Raw genomic sequence first — 19,489 nt, forward strand, 5'->3', positions numbered from 1 at the left:
TCAGCGTCACCCCTTGCTGAGATCAACCAACGGCGTCTGCCGCACCTCAGTCTCCCGCCCACCCTGGATCTCGCTCACCTGCTTCAACGCCTTATCCACAGCGGTCTTATCCGCCAGCAAGGCGTAGCTGATGCGGAACTGCTTCTGCTCCTTCGGCCCGATCATTGGCACCAGGTTCAGTGGCCGCTGATACCGGCGGTTGTAGGAAAAACTCGTGCCTGGCTCCAGCCCCGTGACATAGCCCTGCCCTTGGGTATCGGTGTTTTTCCACAAGGAGAACACCGGCAGTGTTTGAGTGTTGAAGCCGACCGAGACGCCCAGGCTGCCGGCCTTGTTATACAGGACGGTCAATGTATCGCCCTTGGCATCGGCGTACGGCACTACGTTGTAAACCGTTTCGTCGTAGTCCTTGGTGGGTCCTCGATAGGTTTGCCAGTCCGGTAAATCGCTTTTGGCTTTATCGTTGAACGGCGACACCTGTTTCACCGGCGCGGCGAAGCGGGCGCCCTGCTCCAGGAACGGGGTGCTGAAGTTACTGTGATACAGCGCCTGGTATTCCTTCGGATAGTCGCCGTTGTTGGTCAGGGTGTCGTTGAGGGCGAACGCTACGCTACCGGGCTCGGTGACCAGTTCGGTCGCGACCGAGAAGTCGACTTTCTTGAAAGCCTGCTCTTTCAGCTCGCCGCGCAGGCTGATGGCGTACGGCGGTTTTTCATCAATGTGCAGGGTGACTTTATTGGCCGGGATATTGGCAGCACGACCGTGCAGGGTCAGCAGTTCGCCGTTGTCGATGCCGGGGTGGCCGACCCATTCGTAGCCACAGCGGGTGACCAGCTCATTGAAGCCTTCCAGCCAGCCCAGGCCACCACGGCCGTTGAGCTCGATGAAGGACGGATTGACCACTTCCTTGACTGGCGAATCCCAACCCATGCGCACGTTACCGACCGAGGCCTGCAGGACGTTCATGCCGCGAGTAGGAACTACCGAAAGTTTCATCGTGCCGTTATCGATGTCGACGATGCTGACACCTTCCTGCCGACCTCCGTGCAAGGTGCGCAGGGTCACGCTGAAGGGTTTGTCGGTTTTTACGCCGAGTTGCTGGCTGGTGATTTGCCAGTTCTGGGCGGCTTTGTCGGTGTCGAGCAGGGCGTAATCCCAGGCCACGGCGTGGGAGGCAGCGGACAGTGCGCTGAGGGCAACGAAGAGTTTGAGTGGAGTCATGGCAACAGCCTTTCTTGGAGTTGTGCGATTTTTATAGACCTGAAGAAACGTTTCAGCAAGCATAAAAATCGAAACATCGATGGCAAATGCCAAGAAAGACAATTGCCTGAAGCCGTCATTGCGCCGGCTTCATCGTTCAGCTCAGATGCACGACATCCGGCAATTCCATGGCCCGGACTTCGTTTTGCAGAAAGTCGCTGAGCCGGCGCATGCGCTCGCCGCCGGGCCGGGTTTTCGGCCAGACCAGGTAATAATTCTCACCACTGGCGACGGCGGTCGGCCACGGCAAACTCAGACGTCCCTGCGCGACATCCTCCGCCACCATCAGCAGATCGCCCACGGACACACCGTAACCTCGAGCGGCAGCGATCATGCCCAGCTCCAGGGTATCGAACACCTGTCCGCCCTTGAGCGACACCTGATCGGCCAACCCCATGCGCTCCAGCCAGTTGCGCCAGTCGCGACGGTCCGGTGTCGGGTGCAGCAATTCGGTATTGGCCAAACGCGTGACATCCCAAGGCTGATCGTTCAGCAGGTTGGGGGCGCCCACCGGGATCAATTCCTCGGGGAACAGGTAACTCGCCTCCCAGTCCGGGGGGAAATGTCCATTGCTCAGCAGCACCGCACAGTCGAACGGCTCGTCATTGAAATCCACCGAATCGACGTCCATCCACGCACTGGTCAATTGCACTTCATTGCCCGGCTGCAGATGACGGAAGCGACTGAGGCGCGCCAGCAACCAGCGCATGGTCAGGGTCGACGGGGCTTTCATGCGCAGGATGTCGTCTTCGGCGCGCAAGGTATTGCAGGCGCGCTCCAGGGCGGTGAAGCCTTCGCGAATGCCCGGCAGCAGCAGACGGGCCGACTCGGTCAGTTGCAGGTTGCGGCCACTGCGGTGAAACAAGCGGCAAGCAAAATGCTCTTCGAGCGTACGAATATGTCGGCTGACTGCGCTTTGGGTAATCGACAGCTCTTCGGCCGCGCGAGTAAACGAACTGTGCCGCGCCGCCGCTTCGAATGCGCGCAGGGCATACAAGGGAGGAAGACGACGAGACATTGGGAAAGCTCCTACTGCGGGGTTCGTCTACCCTAGCAGAAACTCTCCAGCATGAGTTTTAATCATGCCACCCATCCTTTTTATCCCTTTGTGCAAACCGCGCAGAGCGCCGAGAATCGGTGTTTTCCTGTTCCCTTTGATAATCGAGCGTGATGACCATGCAGCATCCGGCACGTACTGAACTCTGGGCCATTCTGCGGCTGGCGGGGCCGCTGATTGCCTCGCAGTTGGCGCACATGCTGATGGTCCTCACCGACACCCTGATGATGGCGCGCCTGAGCCCCGAGGCGCTGGCCGGTGGCGGGCTCGGCGCGGCGACCTATTCGTTCGTGTCGATTTTCTGCATCGGCGTGATCGCGGCGGTCGGCACACTGGTGGCGATCCGTCAGGGTGCCGGCGATATTGTCGGTGCCACTCGCCTGACCCAGGCCGGGTTGTGGTTGGCGTGGTTGATGGCACTGGCCGCCGGCTTGCTGCTATGGAACCTCAAACCGATGCTGCTGCTGTTCGGCCAGACGGAAAGCAACGTCCAGATGGCCGGACAGTTTTTGATCTTCCTGCCGTTCGCCCTGCCCGGCTACCTGAGCTTCATGGCCCTGCGCGGGTTCACCAGCGCCATTGGCCGTGCGACGCCGGTGATGGTCATCAGCCTCGGCGGGACGGTGGCTAACTTTGTGCTCAATTACGCGCTGATCACCGGTATGTTCGGTCTGCCGAAACTGGGGCTGGTCGGCATTGGTCTGGTCACGGCCATAGTCGCCAACCTGATGGCACTTGCGCTGGCGTGGCACATTCGTCGGCATCCGGCTTATGAGGCCTATCCGCTGCGCCAGGGCCTGTCGCGGCTGAACCGCCAGTACCTGAAGGAACTGTGGCGCCTGGGCCTGCCGATTGGCGGCACCTACGCGGTGGAAGTCGGGCTGTTTGCCTTCGCCGCGCTGTGCATGGGCACCATGGGCAGCACGCAGCTGGGCGCACACCAGATCGCCCTGCAAATCGTTTCAGTAGCGTTCATGGTCCCGGCGGGTATTTCCTACGCAATCACCATGCGCATCGGCCAGCACTACGGTGCCGGGCAATTGCTGGATGCGCGCCTGGCCGGACGGGTCGGTATCGCGTTCGGGGCCGTGGCGATGCTGTGTTTCGCCATGGTCTTCTGGCTATTGCCAAACCAGTTGGTCGGTTTGTTTCTCGACCACAACGACCCTGCGTTTCGCGATGTCATCAACCTGGCCGTGAGCCTGTTGGCGGTGGCGGCCTGGTTCGAACTGTTCGACGGCGTGCAAACCATCGCCATGGGCTGCATTCGCGGGCTCAAGGATGCCAAGACCACTTTCCTCGTCGGCCTGGGTTGCTATTGGCTGATTGGCGCACCGGCGGCGTGGTGGATGGCGTTCCACCTGGACTGGGGGCCAACGGGTGTCTGGTGGGGGCTGGCGCTGGGGCTGGCGTGTGCGGCGGTGAGCCTGACGCTGGGGTTTGAGTGGAAGATGAAGCGGATGATCAAGCGCGATACGACGTCAGAGCAACGCTTCGAGATCGCTCAGCCTGACTGAGATCCCTTGTAGGAGTGAGCCTGCTCGCGATAGCGAACTATCAGCCGACATGAATGTTGACTGACCTGGCCTCATCGCGAGCAGGCTCACTCCTACAGGGGGCGCGCGGAGTTTTTAACTCATGATTTCCAGCATCGGCTGCTGACTGGAGCCAACCGTCAGATACTCCACCAACTCATCCAGCGGCAATGGCTTGCTGATCAAATATCCCTGCACCTGATCGCACTCAAACCCGCGCAGCAGATCCAGTTGCTCCGGCGTTTCCACACCTTCTGCGACCACCTCGAGGTTGAGGTTGTGCGCCAGATTGATCATCGCGTGGACCAGCTTGCGGTTTTCCTCGCGCTGTTCCATGCCGCCGACAAAGCTCTTGTCGATCTTCAGCAAGGTGATCGGCAGGCTGTTGAGGTGCACGAACGACGAGAATCCGGTGCCGAAGTCGTCGAGTGAGAACCGCACGCCCAGCCGTCCGAGGGCGTCCATGGTCTGCTTGACCAGATCGCTGCGACGCATCACGGCGGTTTCGGTCAGTTCGAACTCCAGCCACTGCGCCTCGACACCGCGCTCGGCAATCAGGCGACTGAGGGTCGACAGCAACTGGCTGTCCTGGAACTGCCGGAACGACAGGTTGATCGCCATGTGCAACGGCGGCAAACCCAGCTCAAGCAGCGCCTGCATGTCACGCAAGGCCCGGGAAATCACCCAGTAGCCCAGCGGCACGATCAGGCCGCTCTGCTCGGCCAGCGGCACGAACTCGCTCGGCGGCAACAAGCCGCGCTCGGCATGGCGCCAGCGCACGAGGGCTTCGAGGCCGACAATTTGCCCGTCTTCGAGATTCAGCCGTGGCTGGTAGTGCAGCTCCAGCTCATCGCGGCGCAGTGCCCGACGCAGCTCGGTTTCGAGGTCGGCGATGCTGCGGGCATTGCGGTTGATACGCTCGTTGAAAATGTGAAAGGTACAGCCCTGGGTGCTTTTGGCCTGCTGCATGGCGATGTGCGCATGCCACATCAGCGGGTCCGCACCGGTCTGGGCCCGGGCGTGGGCGATGCCCAGGCTGGAACCGATCAGCAGGCTTTCGCCATCGACCCAATAAGGCTCGGCCAGTGCTTCGCTGATACGCTCGGCCATCCACTCGGCACGCTGGGGAGCTCGACGGGTGTCGATCAGCAGCGCGAATTCATCACTGCCCAGGCGCGCCAGTTGATCGCCGGCCTCAAGCTGATTCTTGAGCCGCGCCACCACTTGCAGTATCAGGCGGTCACCGGCCTGATGGCCAAGGGCATCGTTGGCATAACGGAAGTTGTCGAGGTCGAGATGACCGAGGGCCAGGCCGCGACCATCGTTTTCCGCCAAGCGCGCCGTCAGCAGGGTCTGGAAGCCCTGACGGTTGGCGATGCCGGTCAGCGGATCTTGCTCGGCCAGGCGTTGCAGGGTGTTTTCCAGGACGCCGCGTTCGCGCACATGGCGCAGGCAACGGCGCAACATGCCGGAATCGAGCAGGTCGCGCACCAGCCAGTCACTCACGCCATCGGGTGGGGTCTGCGGCTCATGGTCGAGCAGCAGCACCGTCGGCAGGCTGCAACGGCCCGGCGCCGGTTGAAGTTGCGGGATGGTCAATAACACCGCGCTGCGGTTGTCATCGAACAGACTGCTGACCGACTCCCAACTCGGCGCGCTGATGAGCACGGCCGAGCTCCCCATAGGAGCCAGACACTCGCGCAACAACGCTGCCCACGCTGGCTCTTCGGCCAGTAGCAGCAAACGCAAGGGTTCGACAGGCGTAGACAAGCTAGCTCCCTAGACTCTGCAAAGATGTAGGCGACGGGCATTATGCCGTTCCGATGACCAATGACAATGACATCAGTGAGCAAAACCAGCCCTTTGTATCCGCAATTACGAACATTAGCCGCAAATTCGTTGCGCATCCTGCGTGAAAGTAACAAAACCGGCAATTACAGATAGCGTGCTACGTCACAAGTCGGACAGAGCAGCACAATTCGCTGAGCCTGTTAAAATGCCGGCCCATTTCGTGACTGACTCCTGAATTTACCTATGTCCCGACTCAATCCCCGGCAGCAAGAAGCCGTGAACTACGTCGGCGGCCCTCTATTGGTGCTCGCCGGTGCAGGCTCCGGCAAGACCAGCGTGATCACGCGCAAAATCGCGCACCTGATCCAGAACTGCGGCATTCGCGCCCAGTACATCGTCGCCATGACCTTTACCAACAAGGCCGCCCGCGAAATGAAGGAACGGGTCGGCACCCTGCTGCGTGCCGGTGAAGGGCGCGGGCTGACGGTCTGCACGTTCCACAACCTGGGCCTGAACATCATCCGCAAGGAACACGTGCGGCTGGGCTACAAACCGGGCTTCTCGATCTTCGACGAGACCGACGTCAAGGCCCTGATGACCGACATCATGCAGAAGGAATACTCGGGCGACGACGGTGTCGACGAGATCAAGAACATGATCGGCGCCTGGAAAAACGACCTGATCCTGCCAGCCCAGGCCCTGGAAAACGCGCGCAACCCCAAGGAGCAGACCGCTGCCATCGTCTACACCCACTACCAGCGCACGCTCAAGGCGTTCAACGCGGTGGACTTCGACGACCTGATCCTGCTGCCGGTGAAGCTGTTCGAAGAGCACGCCGACATCCTGGAAAAGTGGCAGAACAAGGTGCGTTACCTGCTGGTCGACGAGTACCAGGACACCAACGCCAGCCAGTACCTTCTGGTGAAAATGCTCATCGGCAAGCGCAACCAGTTCACCGTGGTGGGCGACGACGACCAGTCGATCTACGCCTGGCGCGGCGCTCGACCGGAAAACCTGATGTTGCTCAAGGAAGACTACCCGTCCTTGAAAGTGGTGATGCTGGAGCAGAACTACCGCTCCACCAGCCGCATCCTGCGCTGCGCCAACGTACTGATCTCGAACAACCCCCACGAGTTCGAAAAACAGCTGTGGAGTGAAATGGGCCACGGCGACGAGATCCGCGTGATCCGTTGCCGCAACGAGGACGCCGAGGCCGAGCGCGTGGCCATGGAAATCCTCAGCCTGCACTTGCGCACCGACCGACCGTACAGTGATTTCGCGATCCTCTATCGCGGCAACTACCAGGCCAAGCTGATCGAGCTGAAGTTGCAGCATCACCAGGTGCCGTATCGCCTGTCCGGCGGCAACAGCTTCTTCGGGCGTCAGGAGGTGAAAGACCTGATGGCCTACTTCCGCCTGATCGTGAACCCGGACGACGACAATGCATTCCTGCGGGTGATCAACGTGCCGCGCCGCGAGATCGGCTCGACCACCCTGGAGAAGCTGGGCAACTACGCCACCGAGCGCAAGATCTCGATGTACGCCGCCACCGACGAGATCGGCCTGGGCGAGCATCTGGACAGCCGCTTCACCGATCGCCTCTCGCGCTTCAAGCGTTTCATGGATCGGGTGCGCGAGCAGTGCGCCGGCGAAGACCCGATCTCGGCCCTGCGCAGCATGGTCATGGACATCGACTACGAGAACTGGCTGCGTACCAACAGCTCCAGCGACAAGGCCGCCGACTACCGCATGGGTAACGTCTGGTTCCTGATCGAGGCGCTCAAGAACACCCTGGAAAAAGACGAAGAAGGCGAGATGACCGTCGAAGACGCCATCGGCAAACTCGTCCTGCGCGACATGCTTGAGCGCCAGCAGGAAGAGGAAGACGGCGCCGAAGGTGTGCAGATGATGACCTTGCATGCGTCCAAGGGCCTGGAATTCCCCTACGTGTTCATCATGGGCATGGAAGAGGAAATCCTCCCGCACCGTTCCAGCATCGAAGCCGACACCATCGAAGAAGAACGTCGCCTGGCCTACGTGGGCATTACCCGTGCACGCCAGACCCTGGCCTTCACCTTCGCCGCCAAGCGCAAGCAGTACGGCGAGATCATCGATTGCGCGCCGAGCCGCTTCCTCGATGAATTGCCGCCGGACGATCTGGCCTGGGAAGGCAACGACGACACACCGACCGAAGTCAAAGCCGTGCGAGGCAACAACGCACTGGCAGATATACGCGCGATGTTAAAGCGCTAGAATTGACCACTTTTTTACAACCTTAGGGCGCATAAAGCGCCAACAGAGGACAGCTTCATGGAAGCCCTGCACAAAAAAATTCGCGAAGAAGGCATCGTGCTTTCCGACCAGGTCCTGAAAGTCGACGCCTTTCTGAACCACCAGATCGACCCGGCCCTGATGAAGCTGATCGGCGACGAATTCGCCACGCTGTTCAAGGATTCGGGTATCACCAAGATCGTCACCATCGAAGCTTCGGGCATCGCGCCTGCGATCATGACCGGTCTGAATCTGGGTGTGCCGGTGATTTTCGCCCGCAAGCACCAGTCCCTGACCCTGACCGAAAACCTGCTGTCGGCGACCGTGTACTCGTTCACCAAGCAGACCGAAAGCACCGTGGCCATCTCCCCGCGCCACCTGACCAGCAGCGACCGCGTGCTGATCATCGACGACTTCCTGGCCAACGGTAAGGCGTCCCAGGCACTGATTTCGATCATCAAGCAGGCCGGCGCCACCGTGGCGGGCCTGGGCATCGTGATCGAGAAGTCATTCCAGGGCGGCCGTGCGGAACTGGACTCGCAGGGTTATCGCGTAGAGTCCCTGGCCCGCGTTAAGTCGCTGGCCGATGGTGTCGTGACCTTCATCGAATAAAGCCGGGACAAAGTAGTACCCCTGTAGGAGCGAGCCTGCTCGCGATTGCATAGTGTCAGCCGACATAGTCATTGGCTGATACACCGCTATCGCGAGCAGGCTCGCTCCTACAGTTGTTTTTGGGCGAGCAGTTATTGCGTAGTGGCCTTGAGACCCATGAGCAACAAGCGCTGAAACAGGTCTTCCATCAAGCCCTCCGGGTTGGCCAGTTGCATGCGCTGCAGGTGCTCCTGGAACAACGCAGGCTCCGGCGCATCCAGCGCTGCCTTGCCCAACTCCAGCACCTCGCTCAGCTTGAACTTGCTCTTGAGCCAGTTCAGCGCCCGCAACAGATCGCGCTCGACCTCGGTGAAATCACAGCCCAGCGGATACTCCGGAAACAGCCGTGGATGCCGCGCCTGAATCGCCTGCAAACGCTGCGGACTGTTATCGGTAAAGCGCGGATCGAGACAAAAGTCCTTGGGCAATTTGCCGACTTTCTGCGCCTGCTCGATCAATCCCGGCTGAAAACGCGAGTCGCTGATGTTGAGCAAAGCCTCGATCACTGCCGCATCGGTTTTGCCACGAAGATCGGCGATGCCGTATTCGGTGACCACGATGTCCCGCAAGTGCCGGGGAATCGTGCAGTGACCATATTCCCAGACGATGTTCGAGCTGACGTCGCCACCAGACTCGCGCCAGCTGCGCAGCAGCAACACCGAGCGCGCGCCTTGCAACGCATGCCCCTGCACCACGAAGTTGTATTGCCCGCCTACGCCGCTGAGCACACGTCCATCTTCGAGCTGATCCGCCACCGCGGCACCGAGCAAGGTCACGGTGAACGCGGTGTTGATGAACCGCGCATCCAGGCGCTGCAAGCGCTTGAGTTCTTCCTGGCCGTAGAGCTCGTTGATGTAGCTGATGCGGGTCATGTTGAATTCGAGCCGCTTGTTTTGCGGTAATTCGCGCAAGCGTTCGTAGTAGCTGCGCGGACCGAGGAAGAAACCGCCGTGCACCGAGATACCATCGGTTTGTGCCGCCTCGTCGAGGGTGCCGGCATTCGCCTGCTGTTGGGTCGCCACGTCCGGGTAGACCTTGCGCCGCACGATCCCGGCATCCGCCAGCACCAGCAAACCGTTGACGAACATTTCGCTGCAGCCATACAGGCCTTTGGCGAAGAGGCCGATGCCGCCTTCGCGCTCGATCAGTTGCGCCCAATGGCTGAGCTCTACGTCTGCCAGCAAAGCCCTGTATTCGTCATTGTCGGCTTGCCGTACCAGCAGCGCCGCCGTCAGCGCATCCCCCATGGAACCGATGCCGATCTGCAAGGTGCCGCCGTCACGCACCAGAGTGCTGGCGTGCAGGCCGATGAAGTGGTCCTGACACCCCACCGGCATGTTCGGCGTGGAAAACAGTGTGGTGTTGTCCTTCTCATCGATCAACAGGTCAAAGGTGTCGATGCCGAGTTCCGCATCGCCGGGCATGTAGGGCAGATCGTTGTGCACCTGCCCGACCATCAGGATGGTTTCCCCCGTAGCGCGGCGCTTGGCGATCATCGGTAACAGGTCGAGGGTGATGTCCGGGTTGCAGCTCAGGCTCAAGCGGTCGGGATGCTCGGCATGGCTGGCCACCAGTTGCGCCACCAGATTCAAACCGGCGGCATTGATGTCCCGCGCCGCATGGCTGTAATTGCTGCTGACGTAATCCTGTTGCGCCGTGGCACTGTTGAGCAGGCTGCCGGGCTGCATGAAGAACTGCTGGATGTGGATGTTGCCCGGCAGACCATCGCGACGCAGATCGGCAAGAAAATCCAGCTCGGGATAATCGCCGAAAACCCGTTCGATGAAGGGTTCGAGAAAGCGTTTTTGCAATCCATCGCCCAAGGGCGGGCGCCCCAGGCACAACGCGGTGTAGATCGTCAGCCGTCGTTCGGGTGACTGTGCGATTCGCCGATACAGCGCGTTGACGAAGTGATTGGGTTTGCCCAACCCCAGAGGCAGGCCCATGTGGATATGCGCCGGCAACCGTGCCAAGACGTCATCGACTGCCTGTTCGATAGAGCACAACTGAACCATCGGGTCCTCCCTCACGTTCCATGACTTGGGCCTGGACCGAGCTTGCCGTGTCTTTGCTGCATTGACCAGCCTATAAAAACTGTAGGAGCGAGCTTGCTCGCGATAGATTCACAGACGCCGCGGGGCATCAGGTTCGCCGCGTTATCGTTGACGACCATCGCGAGCGGGCTCGCTCCTACAGATGGGCAGCGGTGTTCATTGAAACGATGGGCACAAAAAAGCCGCTCGAAAGCGGCTTTTCACCAGCAAGACTCAGGCTTATTTCAAGCCGGACATCTTCTGGATGGCGCCTTTGAGCTCGGCGTCTGCACAATCGGCGCAGGTACCTTTTGGCGGCATCGAGTTGATGCCGGAGATCGCCTTGGCGAGCAGGCCGTCAACACCACCTTCTTTCTTGGCGCGCTCGCCCCAAGCGGCGGCATCACCGATTTTCGGCGCGCCCAACAGGCCTGAACCGTGGCAAGCGTTGCAATGTTTTGCAATCACTTCATCCGGAGTTTTCGCACCGCCACCGCCGCCGGCCGAAGCGGCGACTTCCATGCCCTTGCACTCTTTACCCTGAACACAAACCTGGCCGACTGGCTCAAGGCGTTTGGCAATTTCGTCGTTGGTCGCAGCCTGAGCGCTGACACTGACAGCCCATAGGGCCAATACGGTTGCTGGTGCAGCCAGCATTTTCATAATTAGGTTCACGCGTTCACCCTCAATGGTGGCTAGTCACGCCTACGGCCACGGTTCGCAGGCGGGCGCAAGTATAGCGGTAAGCCCGTCGCACTGAAACAACCCCAAAGTCGGAGGGGTCTTAGGCCGCGACGGAAAAACAGCCCGGGCGCCTCTGCGATGCTGGCAGGACGCCTCTTTTCTTAGAAATTTGCCGGCGTGGCTGCGCTGATTAGTCGCGCCGGCACGTCGAACGGATTACGGAAACGGTGTGGCTTGGTACTTTCAAAGTAGTAGCTATCGCCGGCTTCGAGGACAAAAGTTTCGAGACCGACCACCAGTTCCAGTTTTCCTTCGACCAGGATGCCGGTTTCCTCGCCCTCATGGGTGAGCATCTCGTCACCGGTGTCGGCACCTGGCGGATAGATTTCATTGAGGAATGCGATAGCCCGGCTCGGGTGCGCCCGACCGACCAGTTTCATGGTCACCGCGCCATCGGAAATATCGATCAGCTCGTTGGCCTTGTAGACGATCTGAGTCGGTTTCTCCTGCAGGATTTCTTCGGAAAAGAACTCGACCATGGACATGGGAATCCCGCCCAACACCTTGCGCAGCGAACTGATCGAAGGGCTCACGCTGTTCTTCTCGATCATCGAAATCGTGCTGTTGGTGACCCCCGCCCGTTTGGCGAGCTCACGCTGGGAAAGGCCTTTGAGCCTACGGATGGATTGCAGTCGTTCACCGACGTCCAAAGCTTGCGCCTCCAGGATTCAGATTGTTGGAATAGTGAGCGTTATCATGGCGACAGCGTTCAGTATTTACAACACCTTGACCTGAATCCTGCTCAGCGAGGCGACTTCCGGTCTGGAGCCCTGCGCACTAAGCCCCGGAATAGAGCAGTGGCACTCGGCGCAGGTTGCAGAAAATCTGGTAAGGAATCGTGCCGGCAGCCATGGCCACATCACTGGCGAGGATGTTTTTGCCCCACAATTCGACGGTCGAACCAAGACCGGCCTGCGGCACATCGGTCAGATCGATACAGAGCATGTCCATCGACACCCGGCCGATCAACTGGCTGCGCTGCCCGGCAACCAGCACTGGCGTGCCGGTCGGTGCCAGACGCGGGTAGCCGTCGGCGTAACCCATGGCCACGACGCCAATGCGCATCGGTTTAGGGGTGATGAATTTGGCGCCGTAACCGACGGGCTCGCCAGCCGGCAACTCGCGCACACTGATCACTTTCGATTCCAGGGTCATGACCGGTTGCAGCCGCGATGCCACTTCGTTGGCTTCTTCGAAGGGCGTGGCGCCATAGAGCATGATGCCCGGGCGCACCCAATCGCTCGGAATCTGCGGCCAACCGAGCACCGCCGGCGAGTTGCGCAGACTGACCTCGGCGGACAAGCCCTTGCGCGCCGCTTCAAATACCGCCACCTGATCGGCACTGGCCTGCTCGTGCAGTTCGTCGGCACGCGCAAAGTGGCTCATCAACACGATTTTTGCGACCTTGCCGCTGGCCAGCAGCCGTTGATAGGCCGCCTGATAATCCGCCGGGTGCAGCCCCACGCGGTGCATGCCCGAATCGAGCTTCAGCCACACGGTGATCGGTTTGCTCAACGCCGCTTTCTCGATGGCTTCAAGCTGCCACAGCGAATGCACCACGCACCAGAAATCATGCTCGACGATCAGCGCCAACTCATCGACTTCGAAAAAACCTTCCAGCAGCAGGACCGGCGCGCGAATGCCCGCCGCCCGCAGCTCCAACGCCTCTTCGATGCAGGCCACGGCAAACCCGTCCGCCTCGGCTTCCAGCGCCTGGGCGCAACGTACCGCGCCATGGCCATAGGCATCGGCCTTGATCACCGCGAGGGCTTTGGCCCCCGTGAGCTCACGGGCGATTCGGTAGTTGTTGCGCAGGGCTTGAAGGTCGATCAGGGCACGGGCAGGACGCATGGCGGCAGACTTCTGGTCGGGTTATCGGGAAGAAAAACCGGTGCTGGCTGACGGCGTGAACCGCCAACAGCACCGGGAGAGGGATCTGTCTGAAAGCTTATGGCAGAGCGGCTACAACCGACAGCTCGACCAGGATTTGCGGTTCGCACAGTTTCGATTCGACTGTGGCGCGGGCCGGAGCGACGCCTTTTGGCAGCCACTGGTCCCACACCGCGTTCATGCCTTCGAAATGCGCGTCGATGTCTTTCAGGTAAATCGTCACCGACAACAGATTGTGCTTGTCGGTGCCGGCCAGATCGAGCAACCGCTCGATGTTGGCGAGGGTTTCACGGGTCTGCTGTTCAATCCCGGCGTTCATGTCATCGCCGACCTGTCCGGCAAGGTAAACCGTACCGTTATGAGTGACGATCTGACTCATGCGCTCATTGGTGAGCTGGCGCTGGACTGACATGCTTTGCAGGCTCCTGGGTTTTGCTGCCATAACGGGAAATATCGAGGCCTTCGGCGCTGATCTGCGGCTTTTTCTTTGCCATCAAGTCAGCCAGCAAGCGACCCGAGCCGCACGCCATGGTCCAGCCGAGCGTGCCGTGACCGGTGTTCAGGAACAGATTCTTGAACGGGGTGGCGCCAACGATCGGCGTTCCATCCGGCGTAGTCGGACGCAGACCGGTCCAGAAATCGGCCTGGGCCAGATCGCCGCCCTGAGGATAAAGGTCGTTGACGATCATCTCCAGGGTTTCCCGGCGACGCGGGTTTAGCGACAGGTCAAAACCGGCGATTTCAGCCATGCCGCCAACGCGGATGCGGTTGTCGAAACGGGTGATCGCGACCTTGTAGGTCTCGTCGAGAATGGTCGAAGTCGGAGCCATCGCCGGGTTGGTGATCGGCACGGTCAGGGAATAGCCCTTGAGCGGGTACACCGGTGCCTTGATCCCCAGCGGCTTGAGCAGTTGCGGCGAGTAGCTGCCGAGGGCCAGCACGTAGCGGTCAGCGGTTTCCAGCTTGCCGTCGATCCATACGCCGTTGATGCGGTCACCGGCGAAGTCGAGGCGCTGAATGTCCTGGCCGAAACGGAATTGCACACCGAGGTTCGCAGCCATTTCTGCGAGCTTGGTAGTGAACATCTGGCAGTCGCCAGTCTGGTCGTTCGGCAGGCGCAAGGCACCGGCGAGGATGTCAGTGACGCTGGCCAGGGCCGGCTCAACGCGGGCAATGCCGTCGCGGTCGAGCAACTCGAACGGCACGCCGGACTCTTTCAGCACGGCGATGTCTTTCGCGGCGCCGTCGAGTTGAGCCTGGGTGCGGAACAGTTGGGTCGTACCAAGGCTGCGGCCTTCGTAGGCGATGCCGGTTTCGGCGCGCAGTTCATCGAGGCAGTCACGGCTGTACTCGGACAGACGGACCATGCGCTCCTTGTTCACCGCATAACGGCTTGCGGTGCAGTTACGCAGCATCTGTGCCATCCACAGGTACTGGTCGATGTCGGCAGTGGCCTTGATCGCCAAGGGCGCGTGGCGCTGCAACAGCCACTTGATGGCTTTGAGCGGCACACCCGGCGCGGCCCATGGCGAGGCATAACCCGGCGAGACCTGCCCGGCGTTGGCGAAACTGGTCTCCATGGCAGCGGCCGGCTGCCGGTCCACAACCACCACTTCAAACCCGGCACGGGCCAGATAATAAGCACTGGTGGTACCGATGACGCCGCTACCCAAGACCATGACGCGCATTTTCATATCCCTCATCGCGGCTAACCGCTGACGTTTGTTATTCAGAGCTTTAGATGCGCGCAGTGTAAAAAAGATTCGCCAGTGCTTTTCACTATATAAGCGCCTATATTTGGCGACAATTCTCGGCAAAAACCCTTTTCACGGAGGCGCATCCCCTATGCGTACCAACACTCAGACCAAACGTGAGCTGGACAAGATCGACCGCAACATCCTGCGGATCCTGCAAGCGGACGGGCGGATTTCCTTTACGGAACTTGGGGAAAAGGTCGGGCTCTCGACCACGCCCTGTACTGAGCGGGTCCGGCGTCTGGAGCGCGAAGGGATCATCATGGGCTACAACGCCAGGCTCAATCCGCAGCATCTGAAGGGTAGTCTGCTGGTGTTCGTCGAGATCAGCCTGGACTACAAATCCGGCGATACTTTCGAAGAGTTCCGACGTGCGGTGCTGAAATTGCCCCACGTGCTGGAGTGTCATCTGGTGTCAGGGGATTTCGATTACCTGGTGAAAGCGCGGATTTCCGAGATGGCCTCGTACCGCAAGTTGCTGGGCGACATTCTGCTCAAGCTTCCTCATGTACGGGAATCCAAGAGCTATATCGTGATGGAAGAGGTGAAGGAGAGCCTGACTTTGCCGATTCCGGATTGACATTTGTGGTGCTGTTATCGCCAGCAGGCTGGCTCCCACAGGTTCGGTGGTGAACACAAATCTGTGGCTCACCCACATTCCCTGTGGGAGCTAGCCTGCTAGCGATGCGGAAACCCGGTTCGACGGTCTAAACCAACACCTGTCGGTTCGAAGCCATGTACTCGAACACCTGTTTCTCCACCCGCGGATGAATCAGCTCCACCGGCCCGCGCCCATTGGGGCACGGCAAGGTCTTGGTGGTGCCGAACAACCGGCAGATCAGCGGCCGCTCGTCATACACCGTGCAACCATTCGGCCCCAGATGCACACAGTTGAGCTCTTCCATGGCGGCATCCTGCTCGGCGTGGGACTTGCGCGGCAGGCGCGACATTTCTTCGGGCGAGGTGGTCACCGGCCCGCAGCAGTCATGGCAGCCAGGCACGCACTCGAACGAGGGAATCTGTTGGCGCAATGTGCGGATTGTCTGGCTGTTGCAGCTCATTGAAGCGGTGACCGATAGCGAAATAGAGCGCGATTGTGACGCAAAAGCCCCGATCCAGACAGCACCAGCCGACCAATGTTGCCCGTCCGGGAAGGTCCGGCTTATGCTCCGTCAGGTTTTCCAGACGCAAGAATCAGGAACACGCACATGAATGCCCGTGCTCAACAGCCTGCCCTGAACCATACCGCTTCTTACTACGCCGCCAGCAGCCTGCCGCAGCCCGAACTTGCGGCGCTCAAAGGCGAAGTGCTGGCTGATGTCTGTGTGGTGGGCGGCGGATTTTCGGGATTGAACACGGCGCTTGAGCTGGCCGAACGCGGCCTCAGCGTGGTGTTGCTTGAAGCCCATGGAATCGGTTGGGGTGCCAGTGGTCGCAATGGCGGGCAGCTGATTCGCGGCGTCGGCCACGGCCTCGATCAGTTCACCAACGTCATCGGCGCCGAAGGCGTGCGGCAAATGAAACTCATGGGCCTTGAAGCTGTGGAAATTGTCCGGCAACGGGTCGAGCGTTTCCAGATCCCCTGCGACTTGACTTGGGGTTACTGCGACCTCGCCAACAAGCCCCGTGACCTTGAAGGCTTCGCCGAGGATGCCGAAGAACTGCGCAGCCTCGGCTACCGCTACGAAACCCGTTTGCTGCAAGCCAACGAGATGCACACCGTGGTCGGATCCACGCGCTATGTGGGTGGCCTGATCGACATGGGTTCGGGGCACCTGCATCCACTGAACCTGGCCTTGGGCGAAGCCGCAGCGGCGCAGCGATTGGGGGTCCAGTTGTTCGAGCACTCGGCCGTGACCCGCATCGACTATGGCCCCGAGGTCAAGGTTCATACCGCCCAGGGTTCGGTGCGCGCCAAGACCCTGGTGCTGGGTTGCAATGCCTACCTCAATAACCTCAACCCGGAACTCAGCGGCAAAGTCTTGCCCGCCGGCAGCTACATCATCGCCACCGAACCACTGAGCGAAGAACTGGCCCACGCCCTGCTACCGCAGAACATGGCGGTCTGTGACCAGCGGGTGGCGCTGGACTACTACCGGCTCTCGGCGGACCGGCGCCTGCTGTTTGGCGGTGCCTGCCATTACTCGGGCCGCGACCCGAAAGACATCGCCGCGTACATGCGCCCGAAAATGCTCGAGGTTTTCCCGCAGCTGAGCGCAGTGAAGATCGATTACCAATGGGGCGGCATGATCGGTATCGGCGCCAATCGCCTGCCGCAGATCGGGCGACTCAAGGACCAGCCGAACGTGTACTACGCCCAAGCCTATTCCGGCCATGGCGTGAATGCCACGCACCTGGCCGGCAAGCTGCTGGCCGAAGCCATCAGCGGGCAGCACAGCGGTGGTTTTGATCTGTTCGCCAAGGTGCCGCATATCACTTTCCCGGGAGGCAAGCATTTGCGTTCGCCGTTGCTGGCGTTGGGGATGTTGTGGCATCGGCTTAAAGAGTTGGCCTAAAAGATTGTTTGTGGCAGTTCTGACGCCATCGCGAGCAGGCTCGCTCCCACATTGGATTTGTGGTCATACGCAAATCCCCTGTGCGAGCCTGCTCGCGAATGGGCCTGAAAATCACCATGGATTTCAGATCCGCCAGAAAGGCTTCAGCCCCTCCTCCCGCGCCTGCTCCCGCGTCAGCCCGATATCCTTGAGCTGATCGGCCGTCAGGGCCAGCAAGGCCTTGCGTGTGTGCAGGCGACGCCAGAACCGGTCCCAGCGACTCAGGCTGGACGACGCATGGCCCATGCCCGCCTCCCGCGTGCCGTTGTTCTGCCCGGTCGCCAGTTCCTGACTGTGTAACGTCAGCCGCACATCGCTCAAACCGTTCATCTTGGATGCTCCTGTTTACTTGGGTAGCCAGAGGTTCCATGATGCGTGGGCGCGAAAAAGCATTACAGATTCAAAGCAACTGTATTAATTCCATACAGTTTTGCCGATTCCGCCACTGAATCCCGTTTTTTCACCCGATCTGTACTGGTTACCCGAATCACCCCAATCGAGGCTGCACCATGACCCTTTACGTCAACCTCGCCGAATTGCTCGGCACACGTATCGAACAGGGCTTCTATCGCCCCGGTGACCGGCTGCCCTCGGTACGGGCGCTAAGCGTCGAGCACGGCGTCAGCCTGAGCACGGTGCAGCAGGCCTATCGGGTGCTGGAAGACAGCGGGCTGGCCATGCCACGGCCCAAGTCCGGGTACTTCGTCCCGGCCAGTCGCGAACTGCCGGATTTGCCGGCAGTCGGCCGCCCTGCCCAACGGCCGGTGGACATTTCCCAATGGGATCAAGTGCTGGAGTTAATACGCGCCGTGCCGCGCAAAGACGTGGTGCAACTGGGCCGCGGCATGCCGGACATCACCAGTGCGACCATGAAACCGCTGCTGCGTGACCTGGCGCGAATCAGCCGTCGGCAGGACATGCCCGGGCTGTATTACGACAACATCCACGGCAACCTCGAACTGCGCGAACAGATCGCTCGCCTGATGCTCGATTCGGGCTGCCAGTTGAGCGCCAGCGAACTGGTGGTCACCACCGGTTGCCACGAAGCGCTGTCCACCAGCATTCGCGCAATCTGCGAGCCCGGCGACATTGTCGCGGTGGACTCGCCAAGCTTTCACGGTGCTATGCAGACCCTCAAGGGCCTGGGCATGAAGGCCCTGGAGATCCCCACCGATCCGCTGACCGGCATCAGCCTGGAGGCGCTGGAACTGGCCCTGGAGCAGTGGCCGATCAAGGTCATACAGTTGACCCCCAACTGCAACAATCCATTGGGCTACATCATGCCGGAGTCGCGCAAACGCGCATTGCTGACGCTTGCCCAGCGCTATGACGTGGCGATCATCGAGGACGATGTGTATGGCGAACTGGCCTACACCTACCCGCGTCCGCGCACGATCAAGTCCTTCGACGAAGACGGTCGCGTCCTGTTGTGCAGTTCGTTTTCCAAGACCCTGGCGCCGGGCCTGCGCATCGGCTGGGTCGCGCCCGGCCGCTATCTGGAACGGGTGCTGCACATGAAATACATCAGCACCGGATCCACCGCGCCACAGCCGCAGATTGCCATCGCCGAGTTCCTCAAGGGCGGCCACTTCGAACCGCATTTGCGGCGGATGCGCACGCAATACCAACGCAATCGCGACGCGATGATTGATTGGGTGACCCGCTACTTTCCGGCCGGTACCCGCGCCAGTCGCCCACAGGGCAGCTTCATGCTGTGGGTTGAACTGCCGGAAGGCTTCGACACCCTGAAACTGAATCGGGCATTGCACGACCAGGGCGTACAGATTGCCGTGGGCAGCATCTTTTCCGCCTCCGGCAAGTATCGCAATTGCCTGCGCATGAACTACGCTGCCAAGCCGACACCGCAGATCGAAGACGCTGTGCGCAAGGTGGGTGCGACCGCGATCAAACTGCTGGCGGAAACCGATCAGCTCAGCGACTGACTTTT

The 19,489-nt window shown here is 60.4% G+C and carries 17 protein-coding genes; 6 read left to right on the forward strand and 11 right to left on the reverse strand.

Translation table 11 applies throughout. The annotated features are described in order from the left end of the window. Nucleotides 1–6 precede the first annotated feature (6 nt). Nucleotides 7–1,221 (reverse strand): aldose 1-epimerase family protein, encoded by a 1,215-nt coding sequence (locus BSF44_RS10060; RefSeq protein WP_095943378.1) that lies wholly within the window; start codon nt 1,219–1,221, stop codon nt 7–9. A gap of 136 nt (nt 1,222–1,357) precedes the next feature. Next, complete coding sequence (locus BSF44_RS10065) at nt 1,358–2,278, reverse strand: LysR substrate-binding domain-containing protein (RefSeq protein ID WP_095943379.1); 921 nt, start codon at nt 2,276–2,278, stop codon at nt 1,358–1,360. Between the two features lie 158 nt (nt 2,279–2,436). On the opposite strand from BSF44_RS10065, the gene BSF44_RS10070 reads away from it, so the two are divergent. After that, nucleotides 2,437–3,834, forward strand: coding sequence for a NorM family multidrug efflux MATE transporter (locus BSF44_RS10070; RefSeq protein WP_095943380.1), 1,398 nt, complete (start codon nt 2,437–2,439; stop codon nt 3,832–3,834). A 114-nt stretch (nt 3,835–3,948) separates the two neighbouring features. Here the strand turns inward: BSF44_RS10070 and BSF44_RS10075 are convergent, their stop codons facing one another. After that, nucleotides 3,949–5,622 carry a bifunctional diguanylate cyclase/phosphodiesterase gene (locus BSF44_RS10075; RefSeq protein ID WP_095943381.1) on the reverse strand — a complete coding sequence of 558 codons (1,674 nt, stop codon included), beginning with the start codon at nt 5,620–5,622 and terminating at the stop codon, nt 3,949–3,951. 264 nt (nt 5,623–5,886) lie between these two features. On the opposite strand from BSF44_RS10075, the gene rep reads away from it, so the two are divergent. Together rep and BSF44_RS10085 are read left to right on the forward strand one after the other, a co-directional pair. Continuing rightward, complete coding sequence (gene rep, locus BSF44_RS10080) at nt 5,887–7,896, forward strand: DNA helicase Rep (RefSeq protein WP_095943382.1); 2,010 nt, start codon at nt 5,887–5,889, stop codon at nt 7,894–7,896. A 57-nt stretch (nt 7,897–7,953) separates the two neighbouring features. Next, nucleotides 7,954–8,526, forward strand: a complete 573-nt coding sequence (locus BSF44_RS10085) for a xanthine phosphoribosyltransferase (RefSeq protein ID WP_046038985.1) — start codon at nt 7,954–7,956, stop codon at nt 8,524–8,526. Nucleotides 8,527–8,657: 131 nt separating this feature from the next. Here the strand turns inward: BSF44_RS10085 and BSF44_RS10090 are convergent, their stop codons facing one another. The 6 genes from BSF44_RS10090 to dadA all read right to left on the reverse strand — a co-directional run bounded on the left by BSF44_RS10090 (nt 8,658) and on the right by dadA (nt 14,920). Further along, the gene (locus tag BSF44_RS10090; RefSeq protein ID WP_095943383.1) at nt 8,658–10,580 is read right to left on the reverse strand and encodes an acetyl-CoA hydrolase/transferase C-terminal domain-containing protein; all 1,923 of its coding nucleotides are present in this window, start codon (nt 10,578–10,580) and stop codon (nt 8,658–8,660) included. A gap of 258 nt (nt 10,581–10,838) precedes the next feature. After that, nucleotides 10,839–11,261, reverse strand: a complete 423-nt coding sequence (locus BSF44_RS10095) for a cytochrome c5 family protein (protein ID WP_095943384.1) — start codon at nt 11,259–11,261, stop codon at nt 10,839–10,841. 182 nt (nt 11,262–11,443) lie between these two features. Then, the gene (locus tag BSF44_RS10100) at nt 11,444–11,992 is read right to left on the reverse strand and encodes a cupin domain-containing protein (protein ID WP_008023455.1); all 549 of its coding nucleotides are present in this window, start codon (nt 11,990–11,992) and stop codon (nt 11,444–11,446) included. 127 nt (nt 11,993–12,119) lie between these two features. Then, entirely contained in the window at nt 12,120–13,193 is a 1,074-nt protein-coding gene (gene alr / locus BSF44_RS10105) for an alanine racemase (RefSeq protein ID WP_095943385.1), read from the reverse strand. Between the two features lie 97 nt (nt 13,194–13,290). Next, a complete protein-coding gene (locus BSF44_RS10110) occupies nt 13,291–13,644 on the reverse strand; it encodes a RidA family protein (RefSeq protein WP_095943386.1) in 354 nt (117 codons plus the stop codon). Beyond that, entirely contained in the window at nt 13,616–14,920 is a 1,305-nt protein-coding gene (gene dadA, locus BSF44_RS10115) for a D-amino acid dehydrogenase (protein ID WP_095943447.1), read from the reverse strand. The genes BSF44_RS10110 and dadA overlap by 29 nt, the downstream gene beginning before the upstream one ends. 157 nt (nt 14,921–15,077) lie before the next feature. Here dadA and BSF44_RS10120 point away from each other — a divergent pair, with 157 nt between their 5' ends. Further along, nucleotides 15,078–15,566, forward strand: a complete 489-nt coding sequence (locus tag BSF44_RS10120; protein ID WP_007975155.1) for an Lrp/AsnC ligand binding domain-containing protein — start codon at nt 15,078–15,080, stop codon at nt 15,564–15,566. A gap of 127 nt (nt 15,567–15,693) precedes the next feature. Here the strand turns inward: BSF44_RS10120 and BSF44_RS10125 are convergent, their stop codons facing one another. Continuing rightward, nucleotides 15,694–16,047 carry a YkgJ family cysteine cluster protein gene (locus BSF44_RS10125; protein ID WP_095943387.1) on the reverse strand — a complete coding sequence of 118 codons (354 nt, stop codon included), beginning with the start codon at nt 16,045–16,047 and terminating at the stop codon, nt 15,694–15,696. 147 nt (nt 16,048–16,194) lie between these two features. On the opposite strand from BSF44_RS10125, the gene BSF44_RS10130 reads away from it, so the two are divergent. Further along, entirely contained in the window at nt 16,195–17,502 is a 1,308-nt protein-coding gene (locus BSF44_RS10130) for an FAD-binding oxidoreductase (RefSeq protein ID WP_095943388.1), read from the forward strand. Between the two features lie 123 nt (nt 17,503–17,625). Here BSF44_RS10130 and BSF44_RS10135 read toward each other — a convergent pair whose 3' ends face one another. Beyond that, nucleotides 17,626–17,871: a DUF1127 domain-containing protein gene (locus BSF44_RS10135; RefSeq protein ID WP_095943389.1), complete on the reverse strand. Its 246-nt coding sequence runs from the start codon at nt 17,869–17,871 to the stop codon at nt 17,626–17,628. Nucleotides 17,872–18,050: 179 nt separating this feature from the next. Here BSF44_RS10135 and BSF44_RS10140 point away from each other — a divergent pair, with 179 nt between their 5' ends. After that, nucleotides 18,051–19,484, forward strand: coding sequence for a PLP-dependent aminotransferase family protein (locus tag BSF44_RS10140; RefSeq protein ID WP_095943390.1), 1,434 nt, complete (start codon nt 18,051–18,053; stop codon nt 19,482–19,484). Nucleotides 19,485–19,489 lie beyond the last annotated feature (5 nt).

This window comes from Pseudomonas sp. ACN8 (genome assembly GCF_002303925.1).
Lineage (GTDB): Bacteria > Pseudomonadota > Gammaproteobacteria > Pseudomonadales > Pseudomonadaceae > Aquipseudomonas.